We start from the raw sequence: 23010 nt of genomic DNA on the forward strand, positions 1-23010 counted from the left end.
CCTTCGTGGCGGTTGTCATTTTAAGCCCACCGAATAATGCAAAATCCCCTGCAAGTTTTATTCCTCCCTCTACTGATTGCTTGACGCCTGCCGGGCATCGGGCTTAACGTCATTACCACGCGCAAACGCAGGGATGTTGATCTGGCGGTTTTACCAGATTCAGTGTCTGGATTTATGAGTCATGTGCCTGCCCCTTAGGGCGACGGGGATAAAGCTGTGTCTGGCCTTCTGCTGATGTTACTCAATCCGTATGGGCAGTTTCAGCGGCGTCCCTTGGTACAGGCGATCTATGAGGGTGGTATCTTCGATGTCTAATTCGCTTTTATCCAGCGAAGCCAGTGAACTTGATTTGCTGAATGAGCGTCCGTTTAGCCAAACGGACCATGAAATCCTGAAATCGTACGAAGCTGTGGTCGACGGCCTGGCGATGTTGATTGGTGCTCACTGCGAAATCGTGCTGCATTCGTTGGAAGACCTGAAATGTTCAGCGGTGCGGATCGCTAATGGCGAACATACCGGGCGTAAAATTGGTTCACCTATCACCGATTTGGCCCTGCGTATGCTGCATGACATGGCTGGCGCTGATAGCAGCGTTTCCCAGGCCTATTTCACCCGGGCTAAAAGCGGCGTGCTGATGAAATCGGTCACTATCGCCATTCGAAACCGCGAACAGCGCGTTATCGGCCTGCTGTGTATCAACATGAACCTCGATGTGCCATTCTCTCAGGTAATACAGACGTTTATGCCGCCAGCAACCCAGGAAGTGGCTTCTTCGGTGAACTTTGCCTCTTCGGTTGACGATCTGGTTGCTCAGACGTTGGAGTTTACTATCGAGGAGGTGAATATTGATCGCAACGTGTCCAATAACGCTAAAAATCGCCAGATAGTGCTCAATCTCTACGAAAAAGGCATTTTTGATATCAAAGACGCGATTAACCAAGTTGCTGAACGTTTGAATATCTCTAAACATACGGTGTATCTGTATATTCGCCAGTTTAAAAGTGGCGATCTGCTGGGAAATGAGCGTTGATGCTGAATTACTGCCTGCTGGTCACTGGCCCGGCGTATGGAACCCAGCAGGCCAGCAGCGCCTGGCAATTTGCTCGGGCGTTGCTGGCTGCGGGGCATAGGATTTCCAGCGTGTTTTTTTATCGCGAAGGCGTATTGAATGCTAATCAGCTGACTTCTCCGGCGAGCGATGAGTTTGATTTGATAAAAGCCTGGGTAACGCTGTCCAGACAACACGCTATTGAGCTCAACGTTTGTGTGGCTGCCGCTTTGCGACGCGGAATCACGGATGAACGAGAGGCTGCTCAGCTTGGGTTGGCAGCGGCCAACCTGCAGGAAGGGTTTACCCTTAGCGGTTTGGGGGCGTTAGCTGAAGCGGCGTTGAGTTGCGATCGCCTGGTGCAGTTTTAAGAGAGCAAGATGAAACGAGTGGCGTTTGTTTTTACCCAAGGACCGCATGGTAGTTCCGCTGGCAGAGAGGGGCTGGATGCGCTGCTTGCGACTTCGGCGCTGAGCGAAGATATTGGCGTCTTCTTTATCGGTGACGGGGTGCTACAGCTTTTGCCGGGGCAACAGCCTGAAAAGATTATGGCCCGTAACTACATCGCCACTTTCGGTGTGTTGCCGCTGTATGACATCGAAAACTGTTATCTCTGCGAAACGGCACTGCGCGAGCGCGGTTTGCAGCAGGCGACAGGTTGGGTGCTGGAGGCCGAGGTACTGCCAGCAGAAATGCTGCGCCAGAAACTGGCTGGTTATGATGTGGTGATGACTTTCTAGTAGGATATTTTGATGCTGTATACCCTGAACCATTCCCCGAACCAATGTGATTTACCTGCCTTGTTACGGCTCACCGCATCGGGTGATGCCTTGCTGCTGTTGCAGGATGGTGTGCTGGCAGGGCTTGCTGGCAGTACTCCCCTTGATTTATTGCTCAAAGCCCCGATATCCCTTTATGCGCTGCAGGACGATGTGGAGGCCAGAGGGTTGTCTGGCTATATTTCACACAATATTACGCTCATCAGCTATACTCACTTCGTTGAATTGACCGAGAAGCACCCGGGCCAAATGGCTTGGTAATGTGTGGTATGTTGTATATTTCTTGACACCTCTACTGGTCAGCCATAAAATTCTGCGTCCTCGTACTTTGCCAGTAGTGCATACGAGGTGATTTATCACATGTTTACGAAGCAAAAACCAGGAGCTTTTTAATGGCAACAATTAATCAGCTGGTTCGCAAACCACGCTCTGTGAAGGCTGCTAAAAGCAACGTTCCAGCGCTGGAAGCTTGCCCGCAAAAACGTGGTGTATGTACCCGCGTATATACTACCACTCCGAAGAAACCAAACTCTGCACTGCGTAAAGTCTGCCGTGTGCGTTTGACTAACGGTTTTGAAGTAAGTTCTTACATCGGTGGTGAAGGTCATAACCTGCAGGAACACTCCGTGATCCTGATCCGCGGTGGTCGTGTTAAAGACCTGCCAGGTGTGCGTTATCACACCGTTCGTGGCGCACTTGACTGCTCCGGTGTTAAAGACCGTAAGCAAGCTCGTTCCAAGTACGGCGTGAAGAAGCCAAAGGCTTAATGGTTCTTCGTTAAGTAAGGCCAAACATTTTCACTTTAAATGTCAAAATAAACTCGTAGAGTTTTGGACAATCCTGAATTAAAAACGGAGTATTTCCATGCCACGTCGTCGCGTCATTGGTCAACGTAAAATCCTGCCAGATCCTAAGTTCGGATCTGAACTGTTGGCTAAATTTGTAAATATCCTGATGGTAGATGGTAAAAAATCTACCGCAGAAGCAATCGTCTATACCGCGCTGGAAACCCTGGCCCAGCGTTCTGGTAAAGGCCACCTGGAAGCTTTTGAAGTCGCTCTCGACAACGTTCGTCCGACTGTAGAAGTTAAGTCTCGCCGCGTTGGTGGCTCGACTTACCAGGTACCTGTTGAAGTTCGTCCGGTTCGTCGTAATGCCCTGGCAATGCGCTGGATCGTTGATGCTGCTCGTAAACGTGGTGATAAATCCATGGCTCTGCGCCTGGCGAATGAACTGTCTGACGCAGCGGAGAACAAAGGTTCTGCCGTTAAGAAGCGTGAAGACGTTCACCGTATGGCAGAAGCCAACAAGGCGTTCGCCCACTACCGCTGGTAATTACCATGCTGTAGTTATGCTAACCAAGCGGGCGCGTCAAGTCGTTAGCCCGCTTGGTTTACACTTGAACGCCCAAGGCAATAGAGGAATCAAATGGCTCGTACAACACCCATTGCGCGCTACCGTAATATCGGTATCAGTGCCCACATCGACGCCGGTAAGACCACCACTACCGAACGTATCCTGTTCTATACCGGTGTAAACCATAAGATTGGTGAAACGCACGAAGGCACCGCGACCATGGACTGGATGGAGCAGGAACAGGAACGTGGTATTACCATCACTTCCGCTGCGACCACCGCTTTCTGGTCGGGTATGGCCAAGCAGTTTGAACCACACCGTATTAACATCATCGATACCCCAGGGCACGTTGACTTCACTATCGAAGTAGAACGTTCCATGCGTGTTCTTGATGGTGCAGTAATGGTTTACTGTGCGGTTGGTGGTGTTCAGCCGCAGTCTGAAACCGTATGGCGTCAGGCGAACAAATACAAAGTTCCACGCATCGCGTTCGTTAACAAAATGGACCGTATGGGTGCTAACTTCCTGAAAGTTGTTGGTCAGCTTAAATCTCGTCTGGCAGCGAACCCAGTTCCATTGCAACTGGCGATCGGCGCAGAAGAGAAATTCACCGGTGTTGTTGACCTGGTGAAAATGAAAGCGATCAACTGGAGCGATGCTGACCAAGGCGTGTCTTTCGTATACGAAGACATCCCTGCGGATATGCAAGAGCTGGCTGACGAATGGCACCAGAATCTGGTTGAGTCAGCGGCGGAAGCTTCTGAAGAGCTGATGGACAAATACTTGGGCGGCGAAGAGCTGACCGAGGAAGAAATCAAGAAAGCTCTGCGTCAGCGCGTGCTGAAAAACGAAATCATTCTGGTTACCTGTGGTTCTGCGTTTAAAAACAAAGGCGTACAGGCAATGCTGGATGCGGTCGTTGAATATCTGCCAGCACCAACTGACGTTGAAGCTATCAACGGTATGTTGGACGATGGTAAAGACACGCCAGCAGTGCGTCATTCCGATGACAAAGAGCCGTTCTCGGCACTGGCGTTCAAGATTGCGACCGACCCATTCGTGGGTAACCTGACGTTCTTCCGCGTGTACTCCGGTGTGGTTAACTCTGGTGATACCGTACTGAACTCAGTAAAAGCGCAGCGTGAGCGTCTGGGCCGTATCGTTCAGATGCACGCCAACAAGCGTGAAGAGATCAAAGAAGTTCGTGCTGGTGACATCGCTGCGGCTATCGGTCTGAAAGACGTTACTACCGGTGACACCCTGTGTGATCCGGCTAACCCGATCATTCTGGAACGTATGGAATTCCCGGATCCGGTAATTTCGGTTGCTGTTGAGCCGAAAACTAAAGCCGACCAGGAAAAAATGGGTCTGGCTCTGGGCCGTCTGGCGAAGGAAGATCCATCATTCCGCGTATGGACTGATGAAGAATCAGGTCAAACTATCATCGCGGGTATGGGCGAACTGCACCTGGATGTACTGGTTGACCGTATGCGTCGTGAATTTAACGTTGAAGCGAACGTCGGTAAGCCGCAGGTTGCCTATCGTGAAACGATTCGTGAAACTGTTAAAGACATTGAAGGTAAGCACGCCAAGCAGTCTGGTGGTCGCGGTCAGTATGGTCACGTTGTGATCGATATGATGCCATTGCCTCCAGGTGGTGCTGGTTATGAATTTGTCAACGATATCGTGGGTGGTACAATTCCTAAGGAATTCATCCCAGCCGTTGATAAAGGCATGCAGGAACAGCTTAAGTCTGGTCCTCTGGCAGGCTACCCGGTTGTTGACATCAAGGTGCGCCTGCACTTCGGTTCTTACCATGATGTTGACTCCTCTGAATTGGCGTTTAAATTGGCTGCTTCTATTGCGTTTAAAGACGCATTTAAGAAAGCCAAGCCAGTTCTGCTTGAGCCAGTGATGAAGGTTGAAGTCGAAACCCCTGAAGATTACATGGGTGACGTCATTGGTGACTTGAACCGTCGTCGCGGTATGATCGAAGGCATGGATGATACTGCCACCGGTAAAACCGTTCGCGCTCAGGTTCCACTGTCTGAAATGTTTGGTTATGCTACTGACCTGCGTTCTCAGACCCAGGGCCGTGCTTCATACTCCATGGAGTTCCTGAAGTATGCTGAAGCGCCGAACAACGTCGCTCAGGCCGTTATCGAAGCCCGTGGTAAATAAGCTGTCGGGTTTAAAACATTGATCCAGTGCTCTCTCCATGAGGAGGGGCATAAGAGTAAGGAATATAGCCGTGTCTAAAGAAAAATTTGAACGTTCCAAACCGCACGTTAACGTTGGTACTATCGGCCACGTTGACCACGGTAAAACTACCCTGACTGCTGCAATCACCACCGTACTGGCTAAAACCTACGGCGGTAACGCACGTGCTTTCGACCAGATCGATAACGCGCCAGAAGAAAAAGCACGTGGTATCACCATCAACACCTCTCATGTTGAGTACGATACCCCGAGCCGTCACTACGCGCACGTTGACTGCCCAGGGCACGCCGACTACGTGAAAAACATGATCACCGGTGCTGCTCAGATGGACGGCGCTATTCTGGTTGTTGCTGCAACTGATGGCCCAATGCCACAGACCCGTGAGCACATCCTGTTGGGCCGTCAGGTTGGCGTTCCTTACATCATCGTGTTCATGAACAAATGTGACATGGTTGATGATGAAGAGCTGCTGGAGCTGGTAGAAATGGAAGTGCGTGAACTTCTGTCTGCCTATGACTTCCCGGGTGATGATCTGCCAGTGGTTCGTGGTTCAGCTCTGCAAGCGCTGAATGGCGTGCCAGAGTGGGAAGCGAAGATCATCGAACTGGCTGGTCACCTGGATTCTTACATCCCAGAACCAGAGCGTGCGATTGACAAGCCATTCCTGCTGCCAATCGAAGACGTATTCTCCATCTCTGGTCGTGGTACCGTTGTTACCGGTCGTGTTGAGCGCGGTATCATCAAGGTGGGTGAAGAAGTTGAAATCGTCGGTATCAAAGACACCGTTAAGTCTACCTGTACTGGCGTAGAAATGTTCCGCAAACTGCTGGACGAAGGCCGTGCGGGTGAGAACGTGGGTGTTCTGCTGCGTGGTATCAAGCGTGAAGATATCGAACGTGGTCAGGTTCTGGCGAAGCCAGGTTCAATCAAGCCACACACCAAGTTTGACTCAGAAGTGTATATCCTGAGCAAAGAAGAAGGTGGTCGTCATACTCCATTCTTCAAAGGCTACCGTCCACAGTTCTACTTCCGTACTACTGACGTGACCGGTACCATCGAACTGCCAGAAGGCGTAGAGATGGTTATGCCTGGCGATAACGTGAACATGGTTGTTACCCTGATTCACCCAATCGCAATGGACGACGGTCTGCGTTTCGCAATCCGTGAAGGCGGCCGTACTGTAGGTGCGGGCGTTGTTGCTAAAGTTATCGCTTAATCGCCATTAACTTATCAGTACTAAGAGGGCACTTCGGTGCCCTTTTTTTATCCAATTTTTACGGATGCTAATTGAAATAAAAACGATTCCCATTTAGAATTAACCCATCGGTTAAGAAGTAGGCCTATCCTTATGTACGTCTGTCTGTGTAATGCCGTGACTGATAAAGCAATCCGCAAGGCGGTTCGTCAGCACAACCCCCATACCATGAAGCAATTACGCGACTTAGTGCCGTTTGGGACCGATTGTGGGAAATGTATTCGCCAGGCAAGACAAATCATGGTGGAGGAACGCGCGGCTATTATCCACATGCACGAAGTCGCCTAATAAAAGCTATGGTTATTTTTTGACTCCTGTTCTGCAGGTTCTACACTTCTAGAACTGTTCAGGAGGACATGCTTATGAAAGGTGATAAAAAACTCATTGCTCATCTCAATAAACTGCTCGGTAACGAGTTAGTTGCCATCAATCAATATTTCCTGCATGCGCGAATGTTCAAAAACTGGGGCCTGACGCGTTTGAACGAGAAGGAATATCACGAATCCATTGATGAAATGAAACATGCCGATCGCTACATCGAGCGTATTTTGTTTCTCGAGGGGATACCTAATCTGCAGGATCTCGGTAAGTTAAATATTGGCGAAGATATTGAAGAGATGCTTAGGTCTGACTTGGCGTTGGAACTGGAAGGAGCTAAAAACCTACGTGAAGGCATAGCTTACGCCGATTCCATTCATGATTATGTCAGTCGCGACCTGATGAAAGATGTTTTAGCTGACGAAGAAGCCCACATTGACTGGCTGGAAACTGAGTTAAGTTTGATCGAGCGTCTCGGGATCCAAAATTATGCCCAAGCACAGATACTCGAGCGGAAAGACTGATTTCCATTGCTCCCTACCTGACTCGCAGTCAGTGCGGTCAGGTTAAGGGGGCGTTGCTTACTCTTCGCACTTCCTTCCCTTATTGCATCGCTGAAAGCCAAAGACTGCCAGAGTTGCTGTAATTCTGAACATATTCCCATCTGTGGCTTGCAACCTGGCCCGTTTTGCGTATAATGCGCGGGCTTACCTAATCTTGGCAAGCCTGATTTTAGCGAATCAGTCGATTGGCAGGTTTGTTTTGCCTTTCGAACAATACTCCCGATATGGGGGTTATATGTTGACGATTACACTCCCCCATCAATCGAAATGGGTGCGAGGAGTAATTATTTACGTTTATAAATAATTGGAGCTCTGGTCTCATGCAGAACCAAAGAATCCGTATCCGCCTGAAAGCGTTTGATCATCGTCTGATCGATCAATCAACCGCGGAAATCGTCGAGACTGCCAAGCGCACTGGTGCGCAAGTCCGTGGTCCGATCCCGCTGCCAACTCGCAAAGAGCGCTTTACCGTTCTGATCTCTCCGCACGTCAACAAAGATGCGCGTGATCAGTACGAGATCCGCACTCACAAGCGTCTGGTTGACATCGTTGAGCCAACCGAGAAAACCGTTGATGCTCTGATGCGTCTGGATCTGGCTGCCGGTGTAGACGTGCAGATCAGCCTGGGTTAATCAGGTCATTGAGCGATTGAGAGGTTGAAACAATGATTGGTTTAGTCGGTAAAAAAGTGGGTATGACCCGTATCTTCACTGAAGATGGCGTTTCTATCCCAGTAACCGTGATTGAAATTGAAGCGAACCGCGTGACTCAGGTTAAAGACCTGGCGACCGACGGGTACCGTGCCATTCAGGTCACTACCGGTAGCAAAAAAGCTAACCGTGTGACCAAACCGGAAGCGGGCCATTTCGCTAAAGCTGGCGTTGAAGCTGGCCGTGGTCTGTGGGAATTCCGCCTTGAAGAAGGTCAAGAGTTCGCAGCAGGTCAAGAAATCAGCGTAGAAATCTTCGCTGACGTTAAAAAAGTCGATGTTACCGGTACTTCTAAAGGTAAAGGTTTTGCTGGCACTGTTAAGCGCTGGAATTTCCGTACCCAAGACGCTACCCACGGTAACTCCTTGTCACACCGCGTTCCGGGTTCTATCGGTCAGAACCAGACTCCGGGCAAAGTGTTCAAAGGCAAGAAAATGGCTGGCCACCTGGGTGACGAGCGTGTAACCGTTCAAAGCCTGGACGTAGTACGTGTTGACGCTGAGCGCAACCTGCTGCTGGTTAAGGGTGCTGTACCGGGCGCTACCGGCGGTAACCTGATCGTTAAACCAGCTGTGAAGGCGTAAGGGGATAGCAATGGAATTAGTATTGAAAGACGCGCAAAGCGCGCTGACTGTTTCCGAAACTACCTTCGGTCGTGATTTCAACGAAGCGCTGGTACACCAGGTTGTTGTTGCTTATGCAGCAGGTGCCCGTCAAGGTACCCGTGCTCAGAAGACCCGTGCTGAAGTGACTGGTTCCGGTAAAAAACCGTGGCGCCAGAAAGGTACTGGCCGTGCGCGTTCAGGTTCTGTAAAGAGCCCGATCTGGCGTTCCGGTGGTGTGACCTTCGCTGCTAAGCCACAGGACCACAGTCAGAAAGTAAACAAAAAGATGTACCGCGGCGCGCTGAAAAGCATCCTGTCCGAACTGGTACGTCAAGATCGTCTGATCGTTGTCGAGAAGTTCTCTGTAGAAGCGCCTAAAACTAAGCTGCTGGCACAGAAACTGAAAGATATGGCGCTGGAAGATGTGCTGATCGTGACCGGTGAACTGGATGAGAATCTGTTCCTGGCTGCACGTAACCTGTACAAGGTAGACGTGCGCGATGTAGCAGGTATCGACCCAGTTAGCCTGATCGCCTTCGACAAAGTGGTTATGACTGCTGATGCTGTGAAGCAAGTTGAGGAGATGCTGGCATGATCCGTGAAGAACGTTTGCTGAAAGTGCTGCGTGCACCGCACGTATCTGAAAAAGCATCCGCAGCGATGGAAAAAAGTAACACCATCGTTCTCAAAGTTGCCAAAGACGCGACCAAAGCAGAAATCAAAGCTGCAGTGCAGAAACTGTTTGAAGTCGAAGTCGAAGACGTGAACACCCTGGTAGTTAAAGGGAAAGTGAAGCGTCACGGTCAGCGTGTTGGTCGTCGTAGCGACTGGAAAAAAGCTTACGTCACCCTGAAAGAAGGCCAGAACCTGGACTTCATCGGCGGCGCAGAGTAAGTCGGAGGAGTAAGAACAATGGCAATTGTTAAATGTAAACCTACATCTCCGGGTCGTCGCCACGTTGTTAAAGTGGTTAACCCTGAGCTGCACAAGGGTAAACCTTATGCCCCGCTGCTTGAAAAAATGAGCAAAAGCGGTGGTCGTAACAACAATGGCCGTATCACCACCCGTCATATCGGTGGTGGCCACAAGCAACATTATCGTCTGGTTGACTTCAAACGCAACAAAGATGGTATCCCTGCTGTGGTTGAGCGTCTGGAGTACGATCCGAACCGTTCCGCGAATATCGCGCTGGTTCTGTACAAAGACGGCGAACGCCGTTATATCCTAGCGCCAAAAGGCCTGAAAGCTGGTGACCAGATCCAATCTGGTGTTGATGCTGCAATCAAAGCAGGTAACACCCTGCCGATGCGTAACATCCCAGTCGGTTCAACGGTTCACAACGTAGAAATGAAACCAGGTAAAGGCGGCCAGTTGGCGCGTTCTGCTGGTGCCTACGTTCAGATCGTTGCACGTGATGGTTCCTATGTAACTCTGCGTTTGCGTTCAGGCGAAATGCGTAAAGTTCCAGTTGATTGCCGCGCCACCCTGGGTGAAGTCGGTAACGCTGAACATATGCTTCGCGTTCTGGGTAAAGCAGGTGCTGCACGTTGGCGTGGTGTTCGTCCTACCGTTCGCGGTACGGCGATGAACCCAGTCGACCACCCGCACGGTGGTGGTGAAGGTCGTAACTTTGGTAAGCACCCGGTAACTCCGTGGGGCGTTCAGACCAAAGGTAAGAAGACCCGTAGCAACAAGCGTACTGACAAGTTCATCGTACGTCGCCGTAGTAAAAAATAATTAGAGGATAAGCCATGCCACGTTCTCTCAAGAAAGGTCCTTTTATTGACCTGCACTTGCTGAAGAAGGTAGAGAAAGCGGTGGAAAGCGGTGACAAGAAGCCTTTGCGCACTTGGTCCCGTCGTTCAACGATCTTTCCTAACATGATCGGTTTGACCATCGCTGTCCATAATGGTCGTCAGCACGTACCAGTGTTCGTTTCCGATGAAATGGTCGGTCACAAACTGGGTGAATTCGCGCCGACTCGTACTTATCGCGGCCATGCGGCTGATAAAAAAGCTAAAAAGCGCTAAGGTAGGAGGAAGAGATGGAAACTATCGCTAAACATCGCCACGCTCGTTCTTCTGCTCAGAAGGTTCGCCTTGTTGCTGACCTGATCCGCGGTAAGAAAGTGTCGCAAGCTCTGGAAACTCTGACCTACACCAACAAGAAAGCTGCTGGTCTGGTTAAGAAAGTGCTGGAGTCTGCCATTGCTAACGCAGAACACAACGATGGCGCTGACATCGATGATCTGAAAGTCACGAAAATTTTCGTCGACGAAGGCCCAAGCATGAAGCGCATTATGCCGCGTGCAAAAGGTCGTGCAGATCGCATCCTGAAGCGCACCAGCCACATTACTGTGGTTGTGTCCGATCGCTGAGACTCTGGAGACTAGCAATGGGTCAGAAAGTACATCCTAATGGTATTCGCCTGGGTATTGTCAAACCTTGGAACTCTACTTGGTATGCGAATACCAAAGAATTCGCTGACAACCTGGACAGCGACTTTAAAGTTCGCCAATTCTTGACTAAAGAACTGGCGAAAGCTTCCGTTTCGCGCATCGTTATCGAGCGTCCTGCGAAGAGCATCCGTGTGACTATTCACACTGCTCGTCCAGGCATCGTTATCGGCAAGAAAGGTGAAGATGTCGAAAAACTGCGTAAGGTCGTAGCGGATATCGCTGGCGTTCCTGCGCAAATTAACATCGCCGAAGTCCGTAAACCGGAACTTGACGCTAAATTGGTTGCTGACAGCATCACTTCACAGCTGGAACGTCGCGTTATGTTCCGTCGTGCTATGAAGCGTGCGGTACAGAACGCAATGCGTCTTGGCGCTAAAGGTATCAAAGTTGAAGTAAGTGGCCGTCTTGGCGGTGCTGAAATCGCGCGTACCGAATGGTACCGTGAAGGTCGTGTTCCGTTGCATACACTGCGTGCGGATATCGATTACAACACATCTGAAGCGCACACCACTTATGGTGTAATCGGCGTTAAGGTATGGATCTTCAAAGGTGAGATCCTGGGTGGTATGGCTGCAGTTGAACAACCGGAACCGGCTGCTCAACCTAAAAAGCAGCAGCGTAAAGGCCGCAAGTAAGGAGAGTCGCTGATGTTACAACCAAAGCGTACAAAATTCCGTAAGGTGCACAAGGGCCGCAACCGTGGTCTGGCGCAAGGTACGGATGTTAGCTTCGGCACTTTCGGTCTGAAAGCTGTTGGCCGTGGCCGTCTGACTGCTCGTCAAATCGAAGCAGCTCGTCGTGCAATGACTCGTGCAGTTAAGCGTCAAGGTAAGATTTGGATCCGTGTATTCCCGGACAAACCAATCACCGAGAAGCCGCTTGAAGTGCGTATGGGTAAAGGTAAGGGTAACGTGGAGTATTGGGTTGCCCTGATCCAACCTGGTAAAGTCCTGTACGAAATGGACGGTGTACCGGAAGAAGTCGCCCGTGAAGCATTCAAGCTGGCAGCAGCGAAACTGCCGATCAAAACCACCTTTGTAACTAAGACGGTGATGTAATGAAAGCACAAGAGCTGCGTCAAAAAAGTGTTGAAGAGCTGAACACTGAGCTGCTCAACCTGCTGCGTGAGCAATTTAACTTACGCATGCAGGCGGCGAGTGGCCAACTGCAACAAACTCACCTGTTGAAGCAAGTGCGTCGTAATGTCGCACGTGTTAAGACTTTACTGACTGAAAAGGCGGGTGCGTAAATGACAGATATTATCCGTACTCTGCAAGGTCGTGTTGTTAGTGACAAAATGGAGAAATCCATGGTTGTTGCTATCGAACGTACGGTGAAGCACCCGATTTACGGGAAGTTCATCAAGCGTACGACTAAGCTGCACGTACACGACGAGAACAATGAATGTGGTATCGGCGACGTGGTAGAAATCCGCGAATGCCGTCCACTGTCTAAGACTAAGTCTTGGACGCTGGTTCGCGTTGTAGAGAAAGCGATTCTGTAATAGAGTAGCTGGCTCTAACTTAATAAACGGCTCAGAAAGTGAGCCGTTTATTTTTTCTACCCATACTTTGGATGCGGTGTTATAATGCTGCGCCCTCAGTTATGGGGCTTTTCAACGACCTAGTAATAGGTCCTAAAGTTGTAGTTGACATTAGCGGAGCACTAACATGATCCAAGAACAGACTATGCTGAACGTGGCCGACAACTCCGGTGCACGTCGCGTAATGTGTATCAAGGTTCTAGGTGGCTCGCACCGTCGCTACGCAGGCGTCGGCGACATCATCAAAATTACCATCAAGGAAGCAATTCCTCGCGGTAAGGTGAAGAAAGGCGATGTGCTGAAGGCGGTAGTGGTGCGCACCAAGAAGGGTGTACGTCGCCCGGACGGTTCTGTCATTCGCTTCGATGGTAATGCATGCGTTATTTTAAACAATAACAGCGAGCAGCCTATCGGTACGCGTATTTTTGGGCCGGTAACTCGTGAACTGCGTAATGAGAAGTTCATGAAAATTATCTCTCTGGCACCAGAAGTACTCTAAGGAGCGAACCATGGCAGCGAAAATCCGTCGTGATGACGAAGTTATCGTGATTACCGGGAAAGACAAAGGTAAACGCGGTAAAGTAAAAAGTGTCCTGTCTGCTAGTAAGGTCATTGTTGAAGGGATCAACCTGGTTAAGAAACATCAGAAGCCTGTACCGGCCCTGAACCAACCAGGTGGCATTGTTGAAAAAGAAGCTGCTATTCAGGTTTCTAACATTGCTCTCTTCAACGCGGCTACTGGTAAGGCTGACCGTGTAGGCTTTAGATTCGAAGACGGCAAAAAAGTCCGTTTCTTCAAATCAAATAGCGAAACTATCAAGTAATTTGGAGTATGACGATGGCGAAACTGCATGATTACTACAAAGACGAGGTAGTCAAACAACTGATGTCTCAGTTTGATTACAACTCTGTCATGCAAGTCCCTCGGGTCGAGAAGATCACCCTGAATATGGGTGTTGGTGAAGCGATCGCTGATAAGAAACTGCTGGACAATGCAGCAGCTGACTTGGCAGCAATCTCCGGTCAAAAGCCGTTTATCACCAAAGCACGCAAATCTGTTGCAGGCTTCAAAATCCGCCAGGGCTATCCGATCGGCTGTAAAGTAACTCTGCGTGGCGAACGCATGTGGGAGTTCTTTGAGCGTCTGATTTCCATTGCTGTTCCACGTATCCGTGACTTCCGTGGCTTGTCTGCTAAGTCATTCGACGGCCGTGGTAACTACAGCATGGGTGTGCGTGAGCAAATCATCTTCCCAGAAATCGACTACGACAAAGTCGATCGCGTTCGTGGTTTGGATATTACCATTACCACTAGTGCGAAATCTGATGATGAAGGCCGCGCATTGTTGGCTGCTTTTAACTTCCCGTTCCGCAAGTAAGGCAGGGTTACTGATGGCTAAGCAATCAATGAAAGCACGCGAAGTTGTTCGCGTGAAACTAGCTAACAAATACCGCGCTAAACGCGAGGAATTAAAAGCTATTATCTCTGGTGTGAACTCATCCGACGAAGATCGTTGGGATGCGGTTCTTAAACTGCAGACTCTGCCGCGTGATTCCAGCCCGTCTCGTCAGCGTAAACGCTGCCGCCAAACTGGCCGTCCACATGGTTATGTGGGCAAATTCGGGTTGAGCCGTATCAAGTTACGTGAAGCCGCCATGCGCGGTGAAGTACCAGGCTTGAAAAAGGCTAGCTGGTAATTACCAATTGAATCACGGGAGTAAAGACAGATGAGCATGCAAGATCCGATCGCGGATATGCTGACCCGTATCCGTAACGGTCAAGCCGCGAACAAAGTTGCGGTCACCATGCCTTCCTCCAAGCTGAAAGTGGCGATTGCCAACGTGCTGAAGGAAGAAGGTTTTATTGAAGATTTCAAAGTCGAAGGCGACGCCAAGCCTGTTCTGGAACTGGTACTGAAGTACTTCCAGGGCAAGGCAGTGGTAGAAAGCATTCAGCGTATCAGCCGTCCAGGTCTGCGTATCTATAAGAAAAAAGATGCACTGCCAAAAGTTATGGCCGGTTTGGGTATCGCTGTTATTTCTACCTCTAAAGGTGTTATGACCGATCGTGCAGCTCGCCAAGCTGGTCTTGGTGGCGAGATTATCTGCTACGTAGCTTAATTCGGGAGGAAAGAATGTCTCGTGTTGCAAAAGCACCCGTCGTCATTCCTGCCGGCGTAGAGGTAAAACTCAACGGTCAGGTTATTTCGATTAAGGGTAAGAACGGCGAGCTGACTCGTACAGTCCATGAAGCCGTTATCGTTACGCAAGAAGCCAACGCACTGACTTTCGCTCCACGCGAAGGTTTTGTTAACGCATGGGCCCAAGCGGGTACTACGCGTGCTCTGCTGAACGCAATGGTTGTCGGTGTTACCGAAGGCTTCACCAAGAAGCTTCAACTGGTAGGTGTTGGTTATCGTGCTGCCGTTAAAGGCAATGTGGTGAATTTAGCCTTGGGCTTCTCTCACCCAATCGATCATCAGCTGCCAGCAGGTATTACTGCTGAATGCCCAAGCCAAACTGAAATCGTGCTGAAAGGCGCTGATAAGCAGGTAATTGGCCAGGTTGCTGCAGATCTGCGTGCCTACCGCCGTCCTGAGCCATATAAAGGCAAGGGTGTCCGTTACGCCGACGAAGTCGTGCGTACCAAAGAGGCTAAGAAGAAGTAAGGTAACACTATGGATAAGAAATCTGCTCGTATCCGTCGTGCGACCCGCGCACGCCGTAAGCTCAGAGAACTGGGTGCAACCCGCCTGGTGGTACATCGTACCCCGCGTCACATTTACGCACAGGTAATTGCTCCAAATGGTTCTGAAGTACTGGTAGCCGCTTCTACTGTAGAAAAAGCTATTGCTGAGCAATTGAAGTATTCCGGTAACAAAGACGCAGCAGCAGCCGTAGGTAAAGCTCTGGCTGAGCGCGCGTTGGAAAAAGGGATTGCAAAAGTATCCTTTGACCGTTCCGGTTTCCAATATCATGGTCGAGTCCAGGCACTGGCAGATGCTGCCCGTGAAGCTGGCCTTCAGTTCTAAGGAAGAGGTTTAAGATGGCTCACATCGAAAAACAAGCTGGCGAACTGCAGGAAAAGCTGATCGCGGTAAACCGCGTATCTAAAACCGTAAAAGGTGGCCGTATTTTCAGCTTTACCGCACTGACAGTTGTTGGTGATGGTAACGGTCGCGTTGGTTTTGGCTACGGCAAAGCACGCGAAGTTCCAGCAGCGATCCAGAAAGCGATGGAAAAAGCCCGTCGCAACATGATGAATGTCGCGCTGAACAGCGGCACCCTGCAGCACCCTGTTAAAGGTGCTCATACAGGGTCTCGTGTGTTCATGCAGCCAGCTCATGAAGGTACCGGTATCATTGCGGGCGGTGCAATGCGCGCCGTTCTTGAGGTTGCTGGGGTGCACAACGTATTGGCTAAAGCTTATGGTTCCACCAACCCGATCAACGTGGTTCGTGCAACGATTGATGCTTTGGCAAATATGAAGTCTCCTGAAATGGTCGCTGCCAAGCGTGGTAAATCCGTTGCAGACATTCTGGGGTAATTGACCATGGCTAAGACTATCAAAGTAACACAAGTTCGCAGCTCCATTGGCCGTTTGCCGAAGCATAAAGCTACACTGCTCGGTCTGGGTCTGCGTCGTATTGGTCACACCGTAGAGCGCGAGGATACTCCTGCTGTACGCGGTATGATCAACCTGGTTTCCTACATGGTTAAAGTTGAGGAGTAACAGATGCGTTTAAATACTCTGTCTCCGGCTGAAGGTGCCAAGCATGCGCCTAAGCGTGTAGGTCGTGGTATTGGTTCTGGCCTGGGTAAAACCGGCGGCCGTGGTCACAAAGGTCAGAAGTCTCGTTCTGGCGGTGGCGTACGTCGTGGTTTTGAAGGTGGTCAGATGCCTTTATATCGTCGTTTGCCGAAATTCGGCTTCACCTCTCGCAAAGCTATGATCACGGCAGAAGTTCGTCTGTCTGAACTGGCTCTGATTGAAGGCGACGTAATCGACCTGAACACGCTGAAAGCCGCTAACGTTGTTGGTACCCAGATCGAATTCGCGAAAGTTATGCTTTCTGGCGAAATCGCTCGTCCGGTTACCCTGCGTGGTCTGCGTGTCACCAAAGGCGCTCGTGCTGCTATCGAGGCTGCTGGCGGTAAAATTGAGGAATAAGTGAGCTAATGGCTAAGCAACCAGGATTAGATTTTCAAAGTGCTAAAGGCGGACTCGGCGAGCTGAAGCGCAGACTTTTGTTTGTTATCGGCGCGCTGATTGTTTTCCGCATCGGCTCTTTTATTCCGATTCCTGGTATCGATGCCACTGTGCTTGCCAAATTGCTTGAGCAGCAGAGAGGCACCATCATTGAAATGTTTAACATGTTCTCTGGTGGTGCTCTCAGCCGTGCTTCTATCTTTGCTCTGGGGATCATGCCGTATATTTCGGCGTCGATTATTATCCAGTTGCTAACGGTGGTTCATCCAGCGTTAGCGGAAATAAAGAAAGAAGGGGAGGCTGGCCGTCGCAAGATTAGCCAGTACACCCGCTACGGTACGCTGGTATTGGCCATATTCCAGTCGATCGGTATTGCTACCGGTCTGCCGAATATGCCTGGTATGCAGGGCCTGGTGTTAAACCCAGGTTTTGCTTTCTACTTTACCGCGGTTGTGAGTCTGGTTACCGGAACGATGTTCCTGATGTGGCTGGGCGAACAAATTACTGAACGTGGTATCGGTAACGGTATCTCGATCATTATCTTCGCAGGTATTGTGGCGGGATTACCGCCAGCAGTAGGCCATACTATTGAGCAAGCTCGGCAAGGCGACCTGCACTTCCTCCTGTTGCTGTTGGTTGCAGTATTAGTGTTTGCAGTAACCTTCTTCGTTGTTTTCATCGAGCGTGGTCAACGTCGTATCGTCGTTAACTATGCGAAGCGTCAACAAGGTCGTCGTGTTTACGCAGCACAGAGCACACACTTACCACTGAAAGTGAATATGGCAGGCGTAATACCTGCAATCTTCGCCTCCAGTATTATTCTATTCCCTGCCACGATTGCATCATGGTTTGGGGGTGGTACCGGTTGGAACTGGCTGACAACGATTTCGCTGTATTTGCAGCCTGGACAACCGCTTTATGTGTTACTCTATGCGTCTGCAATCATCTTCTTCTGTTTCTTCTACACCGCGTTGGTTTTCAACCCGCGTGAAACAGCAGATAACCTGAAGAAGTCCGGTGCCTTCGTACCAGGAATTCGTCCGGGAGAGCAAACGGCGAAGTATATTGATAAGGTAATGACGCGTTTAACCCTGGTGGGCGCGATGTACATTACTTTCATCTGCCTGATCCCGGAGTTCATGCGTGATGCAATGAAAGTACCATTCTACTTTGGTGGTACCTCGCTACTGATCGTGGTTGTTGTCATCATGGACTTTATGGCTCAAGTGCAAACTTTGATGATGTCAAGTCAGTACGAGTCTGCATTGAAGAAAGCAAACCTGAAAGGCTATAACCGCTAATCAGGCGCGTTTGAGAAGTTACGGAGAGTAAAAATGAAAGTTCGTGCTTCCGTCAAGAAATTATGTCGTAACTGCAAAATCGTTAAGCGTGACGGTGTCGTTCGCGTGATCTGCAGTGCCGAGCCGAAGCATAAACAGCGTCAAGGCTGATTATCTCGCATATTTTTCTTGCAAAGTTGGGTTGAGCTGGCTAGATTAGCCAGCCAATCTTTTGTATGTAGCTGCAACATTATTTGAGTATCCTGAAAACGGGCTTTTCAGAATGGTGTTGCCGTAAAAATAAGTAGGAGTGCATAGTGGCCCGTATAGCAGGCATTAACATTCCTGATCATAAACATACCGTTATCGCGTTAACGTCGATCTTCGGAATCGGCAAAACTCGTTCACAGTCTATCTGTGCTACTGCGGGTATTGCTGAAAATGTTAAGATCAGTGAGCTGTCTGAAGAGCAAATTGAACAATTGCGTGAAGCAGTTGCCAAATTCACTGTTGAAGGTGATTTGCGTCGTGAAGTTACCCTGAGCATCAAGCGTCTGATGGATCTTGGTACATATCGTGGTTTACGCCATCGTCGTGGTCTGCCAGTTCGCGGTCAGCGTACTAAGACCAACGCACGTACCCGTAAGGGTCCGCGTAAACCGATCAAGAAATAATCGGGGTGATTGAATAATGGCAAAGGCACCTGTTCGTACACGTAAGCGTGTAAGAAAACAAGTCTCTGACGGCGTGGCTCATATCCATGCTTCTTTCAACAACACCATTGTAACTATTACCGATCGTCAGGGTAATGCTTTGGGTTGGGCAACTGCCGGTGGTTCCGGTTTCCGTGGTTCTCGTAAGTCAACTCCGTTTGCAGCTCAGGTTGCAGCCGAGCGTTGTGCTGACGCAGTAAAAGAATACGGTATCAAGAACCTGGAAGTTATGGTTAAAGGACCTGGTCCTGGTCGTGAGTCTACTATCCGCGCTCTGAACGCGGCTGGTTTCCGCATCACTAATATTACCGATGTGACTCCGATTCCTCATAACGGTTGTCGTCCACCGAAAAAGCGTCGCGTATAACGCCCCTGCTTTTCGGATTGTTGGAGAAAGAAAATGGCAAGATATTTGGGTCCTAAGCTCAAGCTTAGCCGCCGCGAGGGCACAGACCTGTTCCTGAAGTCTGGCGTTCGCGCGATAGATTCAAAGTGCAAAATTGAGCAACCGCCTGGTCAGCATGGTGCGCGTAAGCCGCGTCTGTCTGACTATGGTGTACAGTTACGTGAAAAGCAAAAAGTTCGCCGTATGTACGGTGTTCTGGAGCGTCAGTTCCGTAACTATTACAAAGAAGCAACCCGCCTGAAAGGCAACACTGGTGAAAACCTGTTGGCACTTCTGGAAGGTCGTCTGGACAACGTAGTTTATCGTATGGGCTTTGGCGCAACTCGTGCAGAAGCACGTCAGTTGGTTAGCCATAAAGCCGTAATGGTAAATGGTCGCGTTGTTAACATCGCTTCTTATCAGGTATCTCCGAATGACGTAGTCAGCATCCGCGAGAAAGCTAAAAAGCAGTCTCGTGTTAAGGCTTCTCTGGAGCTGGCTGAGCAGCGTGAAAAGCCGACTTGGCTGGAAGTTGATGCTGCGAAGATGGAGGGTGTGTTCAAACGTATTCCTGAACGTACCGATCTGTCCGCCGACATTAACGAACACCTGATCGTCGAGCTTTACTCTAAGTAAAGCTTGAGTTTCAAAGAGAGGACACAATGCAGGGTTCTGTGACAGAGTTTCTAAAACCGCGCCTGGTAGATATCGAGCAAGTCAGTTCGACGCACGCCAAGGTGACCCTTGAGCCTTTAGAGCGTGGCTTTGGCCATACTCTTGGCAACGCACTGCGCCGTATTCTGCTTTCATCTATGCCGGGTTGCGCGGTGACCGAGGTTGAGATTGATGGTGTACTGCATGAGTACAGCACCAAAGAAGGCGTACAGGAAGATATCCTGGAGATCCTGCTCAACCTGAAAGGGCTGGCGGTGAGAGTTCAAGGCAAAGATGAAGTTATTCTTACCCTGAATAAATCTGGCATTGGCCCTGTGACCGCTGCCGACATTACCCATGATGGTGATGTCGAAATCGTCAAGCCGCAGCACGTGATCTGCCACCTGACCGATGAGAACGCTGCTATCAGCATGCGTATCAAAGTTCAGCGCGGTCGCGGTTATGTGCCGGCTTCTGCCCGAATTCATTCGGAAGAAGATGAGCGCCCGATTGGTCGTCTGTTGGTTGACGCCTGCTATAGCCCTGTAGAGCGTATTGCCTACAATGTTGAAGCAGCGCGTGTAGAACAGCGTACTGACCTGGACAAGCTGGTAATCGAAATGGAAACCAATGGTACGATCGATCCTGAAGAGGCGATCCGCCGTGCGGCGACCATTCTGGCTGAACAACTGGAAGCTTTCGTTGACTTACGTGATGTTCGTCAGCCGGAAGTGAAAGAAGAGAAACCAGAATTCGATCCGATCCTGCTGCGCCCTGTTGACGATCTGGAATTGACTGTCCGCTCTGCTAACTGCCTCAAGGCAGAAGCTATCCACTACATCGGTGATCTGGTACAGCGTACCGAGGTTGAGTTGCTGAAAACGCCTAACCTGGGTAAAAAATCTCTTACTGAGATTAAAGACGTGCTGGCTTCGCGTGGTTTGTCTCTGGGCATGCGCCTGGAAAACTGGCCACCGGCAAGCATTGCTGACGAGTAACCGGATCACAGGTTAAGGTTTTACTGAGAAGGATAAGGTCATGCGCCATCGTAAGAGTGGTCGTCAACTGAACCGTAACAGCAGCCATCGCCAGGCTATGTTCCGTAACATGGCCGGCTCTTTGGTTCGTCATGAGATCATCAAGACGACCTTGCCAAAAGCGAAAGAGCTGCGTCGCGTTGTTGAGCCGCTGATTACTCTTGCCAAGACCGACAGCGTAGCTAATCGTCGTCTGGCATTCGCCCGTACTCGTGATAACGAGATCGTGGCAAAACTGTTTAACGAGCTGGGCCCGCGTTTCGCGAGCCGTGCCGGTGGTTACACTCGTATTCTGAAGTGTGGCTTCCGCGCAGGCGACAACGCGCCGATGGCATACATCGAGCTGGTTGATCGTGCTGAGTCTCAAGCAGAAGTAGCAACTGCAGAGTAATCTGTAGACGCGTAAAAAAACCGGGCTTGCCCGGTTTTTTTACGTCCATCCATCCGGCACGAAAGCATTCAACTGCCACGACACATCTTCAGATCCTTCTTTTTACCCGTTATGCTTATACGAGCGTTCGGGCTATTGCGTCTTTGAATTCCTATAATGGGAAATTTAGTTCTGAGGAGTGAATCATGTTTAAAATCGGCCAACTGGCTAAGCTCGCAGAGGTGACTCCTGATACTGTTCGCTATTACGAAAAACAGGGCATGATGGAGCACAACATCCGTACCGAGGGGGGCTATCGCTTGTATAGCGAGCAGGATCTTCAGCGCTTGCGTTTCATCCGCTATGCAAAACAGCTCGGTTTCACGTTAGAAGCGATCGCGGAATTATTGTCGATCCGTGTAGATCCTGAACATCATACCTGTAAAGAGTCTAAATCTATCGTAGATGCCAGGCTATTTGAGGTGGAGAACAAACTTATAGAACTAACGAGGATGCGCGAGTCGCTCAAAAGACTCAGCGATGCCTGCTGCGGAAGTGCCCATGCCAGCAACTACTGTTCTATTCTGGAAGCTTTGGAACAAGGGGCAAGTGAAGATAAGAGTAAAAAGTCACCTTGAATGTTGCACGGCAATTTGACTTTTATCTGTACAGCAGTATTATCGGCTCGTTTTAACCTATGTGACTAAAAGGAAGACTATGATGACCAAATATCGGCATACGAGAGGCCAGATACAAGAAAACGCCATCGAGGCATTGCTGCACGATCCGCTTTTCCGTCAGCGTGTAGAAAAGAACGTTAAAGGGAAAGGCAGTTATCGGCGTAAAGATAAACACGTAAAGGGAGGAAGCTGGGAGGCCAGTGGTAAGTTATCAAAGAATAATTTACCACTGGCCTTCTGGTTTTGAGGCATAAAGAAGCCATCTGACTAAGATGGCTTTTCTTTTATGTATTGAGCAGTTTAGTTCTTTGGCTGTTGTTGGCTCAATAAATCACGGATTTCTGTCAATAATTTCTCTTCAGCGGTAGGGGCTGGCGGTGCTGCAGGCTCTTCTACTTCTTTACGGCGCATCTTGTTCATCAGCTTGATAGCCATAAAGATAGCGAAGGCTACAATGATAAAGTCAAAAATGTTCTGTAGAAACGCGCCATAGTTCATGACAACGGCAGGGATGTTGCCCTCAGCTTCACGCAGTACGAGATGGAATTGCTTGAAATCAACGCCGCCGATCAGCATCCCTAAGGGAGGCATGATGATATCTGAAACCAGCGAAGAGACAATTCTGCCAAATGCGGCACCGATAATAACGCCTACTGCCAAGTCGACAACGTTGCCACGCATGGCGAACTCACGAAACTCTTTCAAAATACCCATAAAGACACTCCTTAGAAACTGGTTATACAAGTTTAACCAAGCGATTTCCTTTCGCCACGATGAGTAGAGGAAAGCGTTTGGTTTTTCTCAAGCAGGCATCGCTCACAGCCATA

Annotated in this window: 41 protein-coding genes; 40 read left to right on the top strand and 1 reads right to left on the bottom strand. The window is 49.8% G+C overall.

Features of this window, described 5'->3' with window-relative positions:
• The first annotated feature begins 307 nt into the window (after nucleotides 1-307).
• From IV04_RS07925 to IV04_RS08115, 40 genes are all read left to right on the top strand, one after another.
• Nucleotides 308-1030, top strand: coding sequence for a transcriptional regulator (locus IV04_RS07925; protein WP_037402735.1), 723 nt, complete (start codon nucleotides 308-310; stop codon nucleotides 1028-1030).
• Nucleotides 1030-1419, top strand: a complete 390-nt coding sequence (gene tusD, locus IV04_RS07930) for a sulfurtransferase complex subunit TusD (protein WP_037402732.1) — start codon at nucleotides 1030-1032, stop codon at nucleotides 1417-1419. The genes IV04_RS07925 and tusD overlap by 1 nt, the downstream gene beginning before the upstream one ends.
• Before the next feature lie 9 nt (nucleotides 1420-1428).
• Nucleotides 1429-1788, top strand: coding sequence for a sulfurtransferase complex subunit TusC (gene tusC / locus IV04_RS07935; RefSeq protein WP_037402729.1), 360 nt, complete (start codon nucleotides 1429-1431; stop codon nucleotides 1786-1788).
• Between the two features lie 12 nt (nucleotides 1789-1800).
• The gene (tusB, locus tag IV04_RS07940; RefSeq protein ID WP_037402727.1) at nucleotides 1801-2088 is read left to right on the top strand and encodes a sulfurtransferase complex subunit TusB; all 288 of its coding nucleotides are present in this window, start codon (nucleotides 1801-1803) and stop codon (nucleotides 2086-2088) included.
• 131 nt (nucleotides 2089-2219) lie between these two features.
• Entirely contained in the window at nucleotides 2220-2594 is a 375-nt protein-coding gene (gene rpsL, locus IV04_RS07945) for a 30S ribosomal protein S12 (protein WP_024914452.1), read from the top strand.
• Between the two features lie 97 nt (nucleotides 2595-2691).
• Entirely contained in the window at nucleotides 2692-3162 is a 471-nt protein-coding gene (gene rpsG, locus IV04_RS07950; RefSeq protein ID WP_021181637.1) for a 30S ribosomal protein S7, read from the top strand.
• A 93-nt stretch (nucleotides 3163-3255) separates the two neighbouring features.
• Nucleotides 3256-5364 carry an elongation factor G gene (fusA, locus tag IV04_RS07955; RefSeq protein WP_037402722.1) on the top strand — a complete coding sequence of 703 codons (2109 nt, stop codon included), beginning with the start codon at nucleotides 3256-3258 and terminating at the stop codon, nucleotides 5362-5364.
• 70 nt (nucleotides 5365-5434) lie between these two features.
• On the top strand, nucleotides 5435-6619 hold the full coding sequence (tuf, locus tag IV04_RS07960) for an elongation factor Tu (protein WP_037402720.1): 1185 nt from the start codon (nucleotides 5435-5437) through the stop codon (nucleotides 6617-6619).
• A 132-nt stretch (nucleotides 6620-6751) separates the two neighbouring features.
• Nucleotides 6752-6946: a bacterioferritin-associated ferredoxin gene (gene bfd / locus IV04_RS25120; RefSeq protein ID WP_072010853.1), complete on the top strand. Its 195-nt coding sequence runs from the start codon at nucleotides 6752-6754 to the stop codon at nucleotides 6944-6946.
• 74 nt (nucleotides 6947-7020) lie between these two features.
• Complete coding sequence (bfr, locus tag IV04_RS07965) at nucleotides 7021-7500, top strand: bacterioferritin (protein ID WP_037402717.1); 480 nt, start codon at nucleotides 7021-7023, stop codon at nucleotides 7498-7500.
• A 359-nt stretch (nucleotides 7501-7859) separates the two neighbouring features.
• On the top strand, nucleotides 7860-8171 hold the full coding sequence (gene rpsJ / locus IV04_RS07970; RefSeq protein WP_001181005.1) for a 30S ribosomal protein S10: 312 nt from the start codon (nucleotides 7860-7862) through the stop codon (nucleotides 8169-8171).
• A 32-nt stretch (nucleotides 8172-8203) separates the two neighbouring features.
• On the top strand, nucleotides 8204-8833 hold the full coding sequence (gene rplC, locus IV04_RS07975; protein WP_037402714.1) for a 50S ribosomal protein L3: 630 nt from the start codon (nucleotides 8204-8206) through the stop codon (nucleotides 8831-8833).
• Nucleotides 8834-8843: 10 nt separating this feature from the next.
• Nucleotides 8844-9449, top strand: a complete 606-nt coding sequence (rplD, locus tag IV04_RS07980) for a 50S ribosomal protein L4 (RefSeq protein WP_004929779.1) — start codon at nucleotides 8844-8846, stop codon at nucleotides 9447-9449.
• The gene (rplW, locus tag IV04_RS07985) at nucleotides 9446-9748 is read left to right on the top strand and encodes a 50S ribosomal protein L23 (protein WP_004951179.1); all 303 of its coding nucleotides are present in this window, start codon (nucleotides 9446-9448) and stop codon (nucleotides 9746-9748) included. Before rplD ends, rplW begins: the two co-directional genes overlap by 4 nt.
• An 18-nt stretch (nucleotides 9749-9766) precedes the next feature.
• A complete protein-coding gene (gene rplB, locus IV04_RS07990; RefSeq protein ID WP_037402710.1) occupies nucleotides 9767-10591 on the top strand; it encodes a 50S ribosomal protein L2 in 825 nt (274 codons plus the stop codon).
• A gap of 14 nt (nucleotides 10592-10605) precedes the next feature.
• On the top strand, nucleotides 10606-10884 hold the full coding sequence (gene rpsS / locus IV04_RS07995; RefSeq protein WP_004929772.1) for a 30S ribosomal protein S19: 279 nt from the start codon (nucleotides 10606-10608) through the stop codon (nucleotides 10882-10884).
• A gap of 14 nt (nucleotides 10885-10898) precedes the next feature.
• A complete protein-coding gene (rplV, locus tag IV04_RS08000; RefSeq protein WP_002223844.1) occupies nucleotides 10899-11231 on the top strand; it encodes a 50S ribosomal protein L22 in 333 nt (110 codons plus the stop codon).
• Between the two features lie 17 nt (nucleotides 11232-11248).
• The gene (gene rpsC, locus IV04_RS08005) at nucleotides 11249-11947 is read left to right on the top strand and encodes a 30S ribosomal protein S3 (protein ID WP_004956187.1); all 699 of its coding nucleotides are present in this window, start codon (nucleotides 11249-11251) and stop codon (nucleotides 11945-11947) included.
• 12 nt (nucleotides 11948-11959) lie between these two features.
• A complete protein-coding gene (gene rplP, locus IV04_RS08010; protein ID WP_004929764.1) occupies nucleotides 11960-12370 on the top strand; it encodes a 50S ribosomal protein L16 in 411 nt (136 codons plus the stop codon).
• Entirely contained in the window at nucleotides 12370-12561 is a 192-nt protein-coding gene (gene rpmC / locus IV04_RS08015; protein ID WP_024912203.1) for a 50S ribosomal protein L29, read from the top strand. Before rplP ends, rpmC begins: the two co-directional genes overlap by 1 nt.
• A complete protein-coding gene (gene rpsQ, locus IV04_RS08020; RefSeq protein ID WP_020837241.1) occupies nucleotides 12562-12816 on the top strand; it encodes a 30S ribosomal protein S17 in 255 nt (84 codons plus the stop codon). It begins immediately after the preceding gene.
• A gap of 166 nt (nucleotides 12817-12982) precedes the next feature.
• Nucleotides 12983-13354 (top strand): 50S ribosomal protein L14, encoded by a 372-nt coding sequence (gene rplN / locus IV04_RS08025; RefSeq protein WP_000613954.1) that lies wholly within the window; start codon nucleotides 12983-12985, stop codon nucleotides 13352-13354.
• A gap of 10 nt (nucleotides 13355-13364) precedes the next feature.
• Nucleotides 13365-13679 carry a 50S ribosomal protein L24 gene (gene rplX, locus IV04_RS08030; protein ID WP_037402707.1) on the top strand — a complete coding sequence of 105 codons (315 nt, stop codon included), beginning with the start codon at nucleotides 13365-13367 and terminating at the stop codon, nucleotides 13677-13679.
• Between the two features lie 14 nt (nucleotides 13680-13693).
• Complete coding sequence (rplE, locus tag IV04_RS08035) at nucleotides 13694-14233, top strand: 50S ribosomal protein L5 (protein ID WP_021808125.1); 540 nt, start codon at nucleotides 13694-13696, stop codon at nucleotides 14231-14233.
• 13 nt (nucleotides 14234-14246) lie between these two features.
• Complete coding sequence (gene rpsN / locus IV04_RS08040; RefSeq protein ID WP_024912201.1) at nucleotides 14247-14552, top strand: 30S ribosomal protein S14; 306 nt, start codon at nucleotides 14247-14249, stop codon at nucleotides 14550-14552.
• Nucleotides 14553-14582: 30 nt separating this feature from the next.
• Entirely contained in the window at nucleotides 14583-14975 is a 393-nt protein-coding gene (rpsH, locus tag IV04_RS08045; RefSeq protein WP_037402701.1) for a 30S ribosomal protein S8, read from the top strand.
• A gap of 14 nt (nucleotides 14976-14989) precedes the next feature.
• The gene (gene rplF / locus IV04_RS08050) at nucleotides 14990-15523 is read left to right on the top strand and encodes a 50S ribosomal protein L6 (RefSeq protein WP_037402697.1); all 534 of its coding nucleotides are present in this window, start codon (nucleotides 14990-14992) and stop codon (nucleotides 15521-15523) included.
• Between the two features lie 9 nt (nucleotides 15524-15532).
• Nucleotides 15533-15886, top strand: a complete 354-nt coding sequence (gene rplR, locus IV04_RS08055) for a 50S ribosomal protein L18 (RefSeq protein ID WP_037402694.1) — start codon at nucleotides 15533-15535, stop codon at nucleotides 15884-15886.
• A 14-nt stretch (nucleotides 15887-15900) separates the two neighbouring features.
• Nucleotides 15901-16401: a 30S ribosomal protein S5 gene (gene rpsE / locus IV04_RS08060; RefSeq protein WP_004929747.1), complete on the top strand. Its 501-nt coding sequence runs from the start codon at nucleotides 15901-15903 to the stop codon at nucleotides 16399-16401.
• Between the two features lie 6 nt (nucleotides 16402-16407).
• Nucleotides 16408-16587, top strand: a complete 180-nt coding sequence (rpmD, locus tag IV04_RS08065; protein ID WP_004956161.1) for a 50S ribosomal protein L30 — start codon at nucleotides 16408-16410, stop codon at nucleotides 16585-16587.
• Between the two features lie 3 nt (nucleotides 16588-16590).
• A complete protein-coding gene (gene rplO / locus IV04_RS08070; RefSeq protein ID WP_024912197.1) occupies nucleotides 16591-17025 on the top strand; it encodes a 50S ribosomal protein L15 in 435 nt (144 codons plus the stop codon).
• Between the two features lie 8 nt (nucleotides 17026-17033).
• Nucleotides 17034-18365, top strand: a complete 1332-nt coding sequence (gene secY / locus IV04_RS08075) for a preprotein translocase subunit SecY (protein WP_021182218.1) — start codon at nucleotides 17034-17036, stop codon at nucleotides 18363-18365.
• A gap of 33 nt (nucleotides 18366-18398) precedes the next feature.
• Nucleotides 18399-18515 (top strand): 50S ribosomal protein L36, encoded by a 117-nt coding sequence (gene rpmJ / locus IV04_RS08080; protein ID WP_037402687.1) that lies wholly within the window; start codon nucleotides 18399-18401, stop codon nucleotides 18513-18515.
• A 146-nt stretch (nucleotides 18516-18661) separates the two neighbouring features.
• Nucleotides 18662-19018 (top strand): 30S ribosomal protein S13, encoded by a 357-nt coding sequence (gene rpsM / locus IV04_RS08085; RefSeq protein WP_037402684.1) that lies wholly within the window; start codon nucleotides 18662-18664, stop codon nucleotides 19016-19018.
• 16 nt (nucleotides 19019-19034) lie between these two features.
• Complete coding sequence (gene rpsK, locus IV04_RS08090) at nucleotides 19035-19424, top strand: 30S ribosomal protein S11 (protein ID WP_004929731.1); 390 nt, start codon at nucleotides 19035-19037, stop codon at nucleotides 19422-19424.
• Between the two features lie 33 nt (nucleotides 19425-19457).
• Nucleotides 19458-20078 (top strand): 30S ribosomal protein S4, encoded by a 621-nt coding sequence (gene rpsD / locus IV04_RS08095; protein ID WP_037402682.1) that lies wholly within the window; start codon nucleotides 19458-19460, stop codon nucleotides 20076-20078.
• Nucleotides 20079-20104: 26 nt separating this feature from the next.
• A complete protein-coding gene (rpoA, locus tag IV04_RS08100) occupies nucleotides 20105-21094 on the top strand; it encodes a DNA-directed RNA polymerase subunit alpha (protein ID WP_002919219.1) in 990 nt (329 codons plus the stop codon).
• A gap of 40 nt (nucleotides 21095-21134) precedes the next feature.
• Complete coding sequence (gene rplQ / locus IV04_RS08105) at nucleotides 21135-21524, top strand: 50S ribosomal protein L17 (RefSeq protein WP_004929726.1); 390 nt, start codon at nucleotides 21135-21137, stop codon at nucleotides 21522-21524.
• Between the two features lie 185 nt (nucleotides 21525-21709).
• A complete protein-coding gene (gene zntR, locus IV04_RS08110) occupies nucleotides 21710-22141 on the top strand; it encodes a Zn(2+)-responsive transcriptional regulator (protein ID WP_037402678.1) in 432 nt (143 codons plus the stop codon).
• 82 nt (nucleotides 22142-22223) lie between these two features.
• Complete coding sequence (locus tag IV04_RS08115; protein ID WP_037402675.1) at nucleotides 22224-22430, top strand: alternative ribosome-rescue factor A; 207 nt, start codon at nucleotides 22224-22226, stop codon at nucleotides 22428-22430.
• A 53-nt stretch (nucleotides 22431-22483) separates the two neighbouring features.
• Here the strand turns inward: IV04_RS08115 and mscL are convergent, their stop codons facing one another.
• The gene (mscL, locus tag IV04_RS08120) at nucleotides 22484-22897 is read right to left on the bottom strand and encodes a large-conductance mechanosensitive channel protein MscL (RefSeq protein WP_037402672.1); all 414 of its coding nucleotides are present in this window, start codon (nucleotides 22895-22897) and stop codon (nucleotides 22484-22486) included.
• Nucleotides 22898-23010: the final 113 nt, after the last annotated feature.

Origin of the sequence: Serratia sp. Ag1, from assembly GCF_000743355.1 — a bacterium.
GTDB lineage: Bacteria > Pseudomonadota > Gammaproteobacteria > Enterobacterales > Enterobacteriaceae > Chania.

Coding starts and splice junctions, on each gene's coding strand:
- IV04_RS07925 (WP_037402735.1), top strand. CDS start 308: ATGTCTAATTCGCTTTTATCCAGCGAAGCCAGTGAACTTGATTTGCTG.
- tusD (WP_037402732.1), top strand. CDS start 1,030: ATGCTGAATTACTGCCTGCTGGTCACTGGCCCGGCGTATGGAACCCAG.
- tusC (WP_037402729.1), top strand. CDS start 1,429: ATGAAACGAGTGGCGTTTGTTTTTACCCAAGGACCGCATGGTAGTTCC.
- tusB (WP_037402727.1), top strand. CDS start 1,801: ATGCTGTATACCCTGAACCATTCCCCGAACCAATGTGATTTACCTGCC.
- rpsL (WP_024914452.1), top strand. CDS start 2,220: ATGGCAACAATTAATCAGCTGGTTCGCAAACCACGCTCTGTGAAGGCT.
- rpsG (WP_021181637.1), top strand. CDS start 2,692: ATGCCACGTCGTCGCGTCATTGGTCAACGTAAAATCCTGCCAGATCCT.
- fusA (WP_037402722.1), top strand. CDS start 3,256: ATGGCTCGTACAACACCCATTGCGCGCTACCGTAATATCGGTATCAGT.
- bfd (WP_072010853.1), top strand. CDS start 6,752: ATGTACGTCTGTCTGTGTAATGCCGTGACTGATAAAGCAATCCGCAAG.
- bfr (WP_037402717.1), top strand. CDS start 7,021: ATGAAAGGTGATAAAAAACTCATTGCTCATCTCAATAAACTGCTCGGT.
- rpsJ (WP_001181005.1), top strand. CDS start 7,860: ATGCAGAACCAAAGAATCCGTATCCGCCTGAAAGCGTTTGATCATCGT.
- rplC (WP_037402714.1), top strand. CDS start 8,204: ATGATTGGTTTAGTCGGTAAAAAAGTGGGTATGACCCGTATCTTCACT.
- rplD (WP_004929779.1), top strand. CDS start 8,844: ATGGAATTAGTATTGAAAGACGCGCAAAGCGCGCTGACTGTTTCCGAA.
- rplW (WP_004951179.1), top strand. CDS start 9,446: ATGATCCGTGAAGAACGTTTGCTGAAAGTGCTGCGTGCACCGCACGTA.
- rplB (WP_037402710.1), top strand. CDS start 9,767: ATGGCAATTGTTAAATGTAAACCTACATCTCCGGGTCGTCGCCACGTT.
- rpsS (WP_004929772.1), top strand. CDS start 10,606: ATGCCACGTTCTCTCAAGAAAGGTCCTTTTATTGACCTGCACTTGCTG.
- rplV (WP_002223844.1), top strand. CDS start 10,899: ATGGAAACTATCGCTAAACATCGCCACGCTCGTTCTTCTGCTCAGAAG.
- rpsC (WP_004956187.1), top strand. CDS start 11,249: ATGGGTCAGAAAGTACATCCTAATGGTATTCGCCTGGGTATTGTCAAA.
- rplP (WP_004929764.1), top strand. CDS start 11,960: ATGTTACAACCAAAGCGTACAAAATTCCGTAAGGTGCACAAGGGCCGC.
- rpmC (WP_024912203.1), top strand. CDS start 12,370: ATGAAAGCACAAGAGCTGCGTCAAAAAAGTGTTGAAGAGCTGAACACT.
- rpsQ (WP_020837241.1), top strand. CDS start 12,562: ATGACAGATATTATCCGTACTCTGCAAGGTCGTGTTGTTAGTGACAAA.
- rplN (WP_000613954.1), top strand. CDS start 12,983: ATGATCCAAGAACAGACTATGCTGAACGTGGCCGACAACTCCGGTGCA.
- rplX (WP_037402707.1), top strand. CDS start 13,365: ATGGCAGCGAAAATCCGTCGTGATGACGAAGTTATCGTGATTACCGGG.
- rplE (WP_021808125.1), top strand. CDS start 13,694: ATGGCGAAACTGCATGATTACTACAAAGACGAGGTAGTCAAACAACTG.
- rpsN (WP_024912201.1), top strand. CDS start 14,247: ATGGCTAAGCAATCAATGAAAGCACGCGAAGTTGTTCGCGTGAAACTA.
- rpsH (WP_037402701.1), top strand. CDS start 14,583: ATGAGCATGCAAGATCCGATCGCGGATATGCTGACCCGTATCCGTAAC.
- rplF (WP_037402697.1), top strand. CDS start 14,990: ATGTCTCGTGTTGCAAAAGCACCCGTCGTCATTCCTGCCGGCGTAGAG.
- rplR (WP_037402694.1), top strand. CDS start 15,533: ATGGATAAGAAATCTGCTCGTATCCGTCGTGCGACCCGCGCACGCCGT.
- rpsE (WP_004929747.1), top strand. CDS start 15,901: ATGGCTCACATCGAAAAACAAGCTGGCGAACTGCAGGAAAAGCTGATC.
- rpmD (WP_004956161.1), top strand. CDS start 16,408: ATGGCTAAGACTATCAAAGTAACACAAGTTCGCAGCTCCATTGGCCGT.
- rplO (WP_024912197.1), top strand. CDS start 16,591: ATGCGTTTAAATACTCTGTCTCCGGCTGAAGGTGCCAAGCATGCGCCT.
- secY (WP_021182218.1), top strand. CDS start 17,034: ATGGCTAAGCAACCAGGATTAGATTTTCAAAGTGCTAAAGGCGGACTC.
- rpmJ (WP_037402687.1), top strand. CDS start 18,399: ATGAAAGTTCGTGCTTCCGTCAAGAAATTATGTCGTAACTGCAAAATC.
- rpsK (WP_004929731.1), top strand. CDS start 19,035: ATGGCAAAGGCACCTGTTCGTACACGTAAGCGTGTAAGAAAACAAGTC.
- rpsD (WP_037402682.1), top strand. CDS start 19,458: ATGGCAAGATATTTGGGTCCTAAGCTCAAGCTTAGCCGCCGCGAGGGC.
- rpoA (WP_002919219.1), top strand. CDS start 20,105: ATGCAGGGTTCTGTGACAGAGTTTCTAAAACCGCGCCTGGTAGATATC.
- rplQ (WP_004929726.1), top strand. CDS start 21,135: ATGCGCCATCGTAAGAGTGGTCGTCAACTGAACCGTAACAGCAGCCAT.
- zntR (WP_037402678.1), top strand. CDS start 21,710: ATGTTTAAAATCGGCCAACTGGCTAAGCTCGCAGAGGTGACTCCTGAT.
- IV04_RS08115 (WP_037402675.1), top strand. CDS start 22,224: ATGACCAAATATCGGCATACGAGAGGCCAGATACAAGAAAACGCCATC.
- mscL (WP_037402672.1), bottom strand. CDS start 22,897: ATGGGTATTTTGAAAGAGTTTCGTGAGTTCGCCATGCGTGGCAACGTT.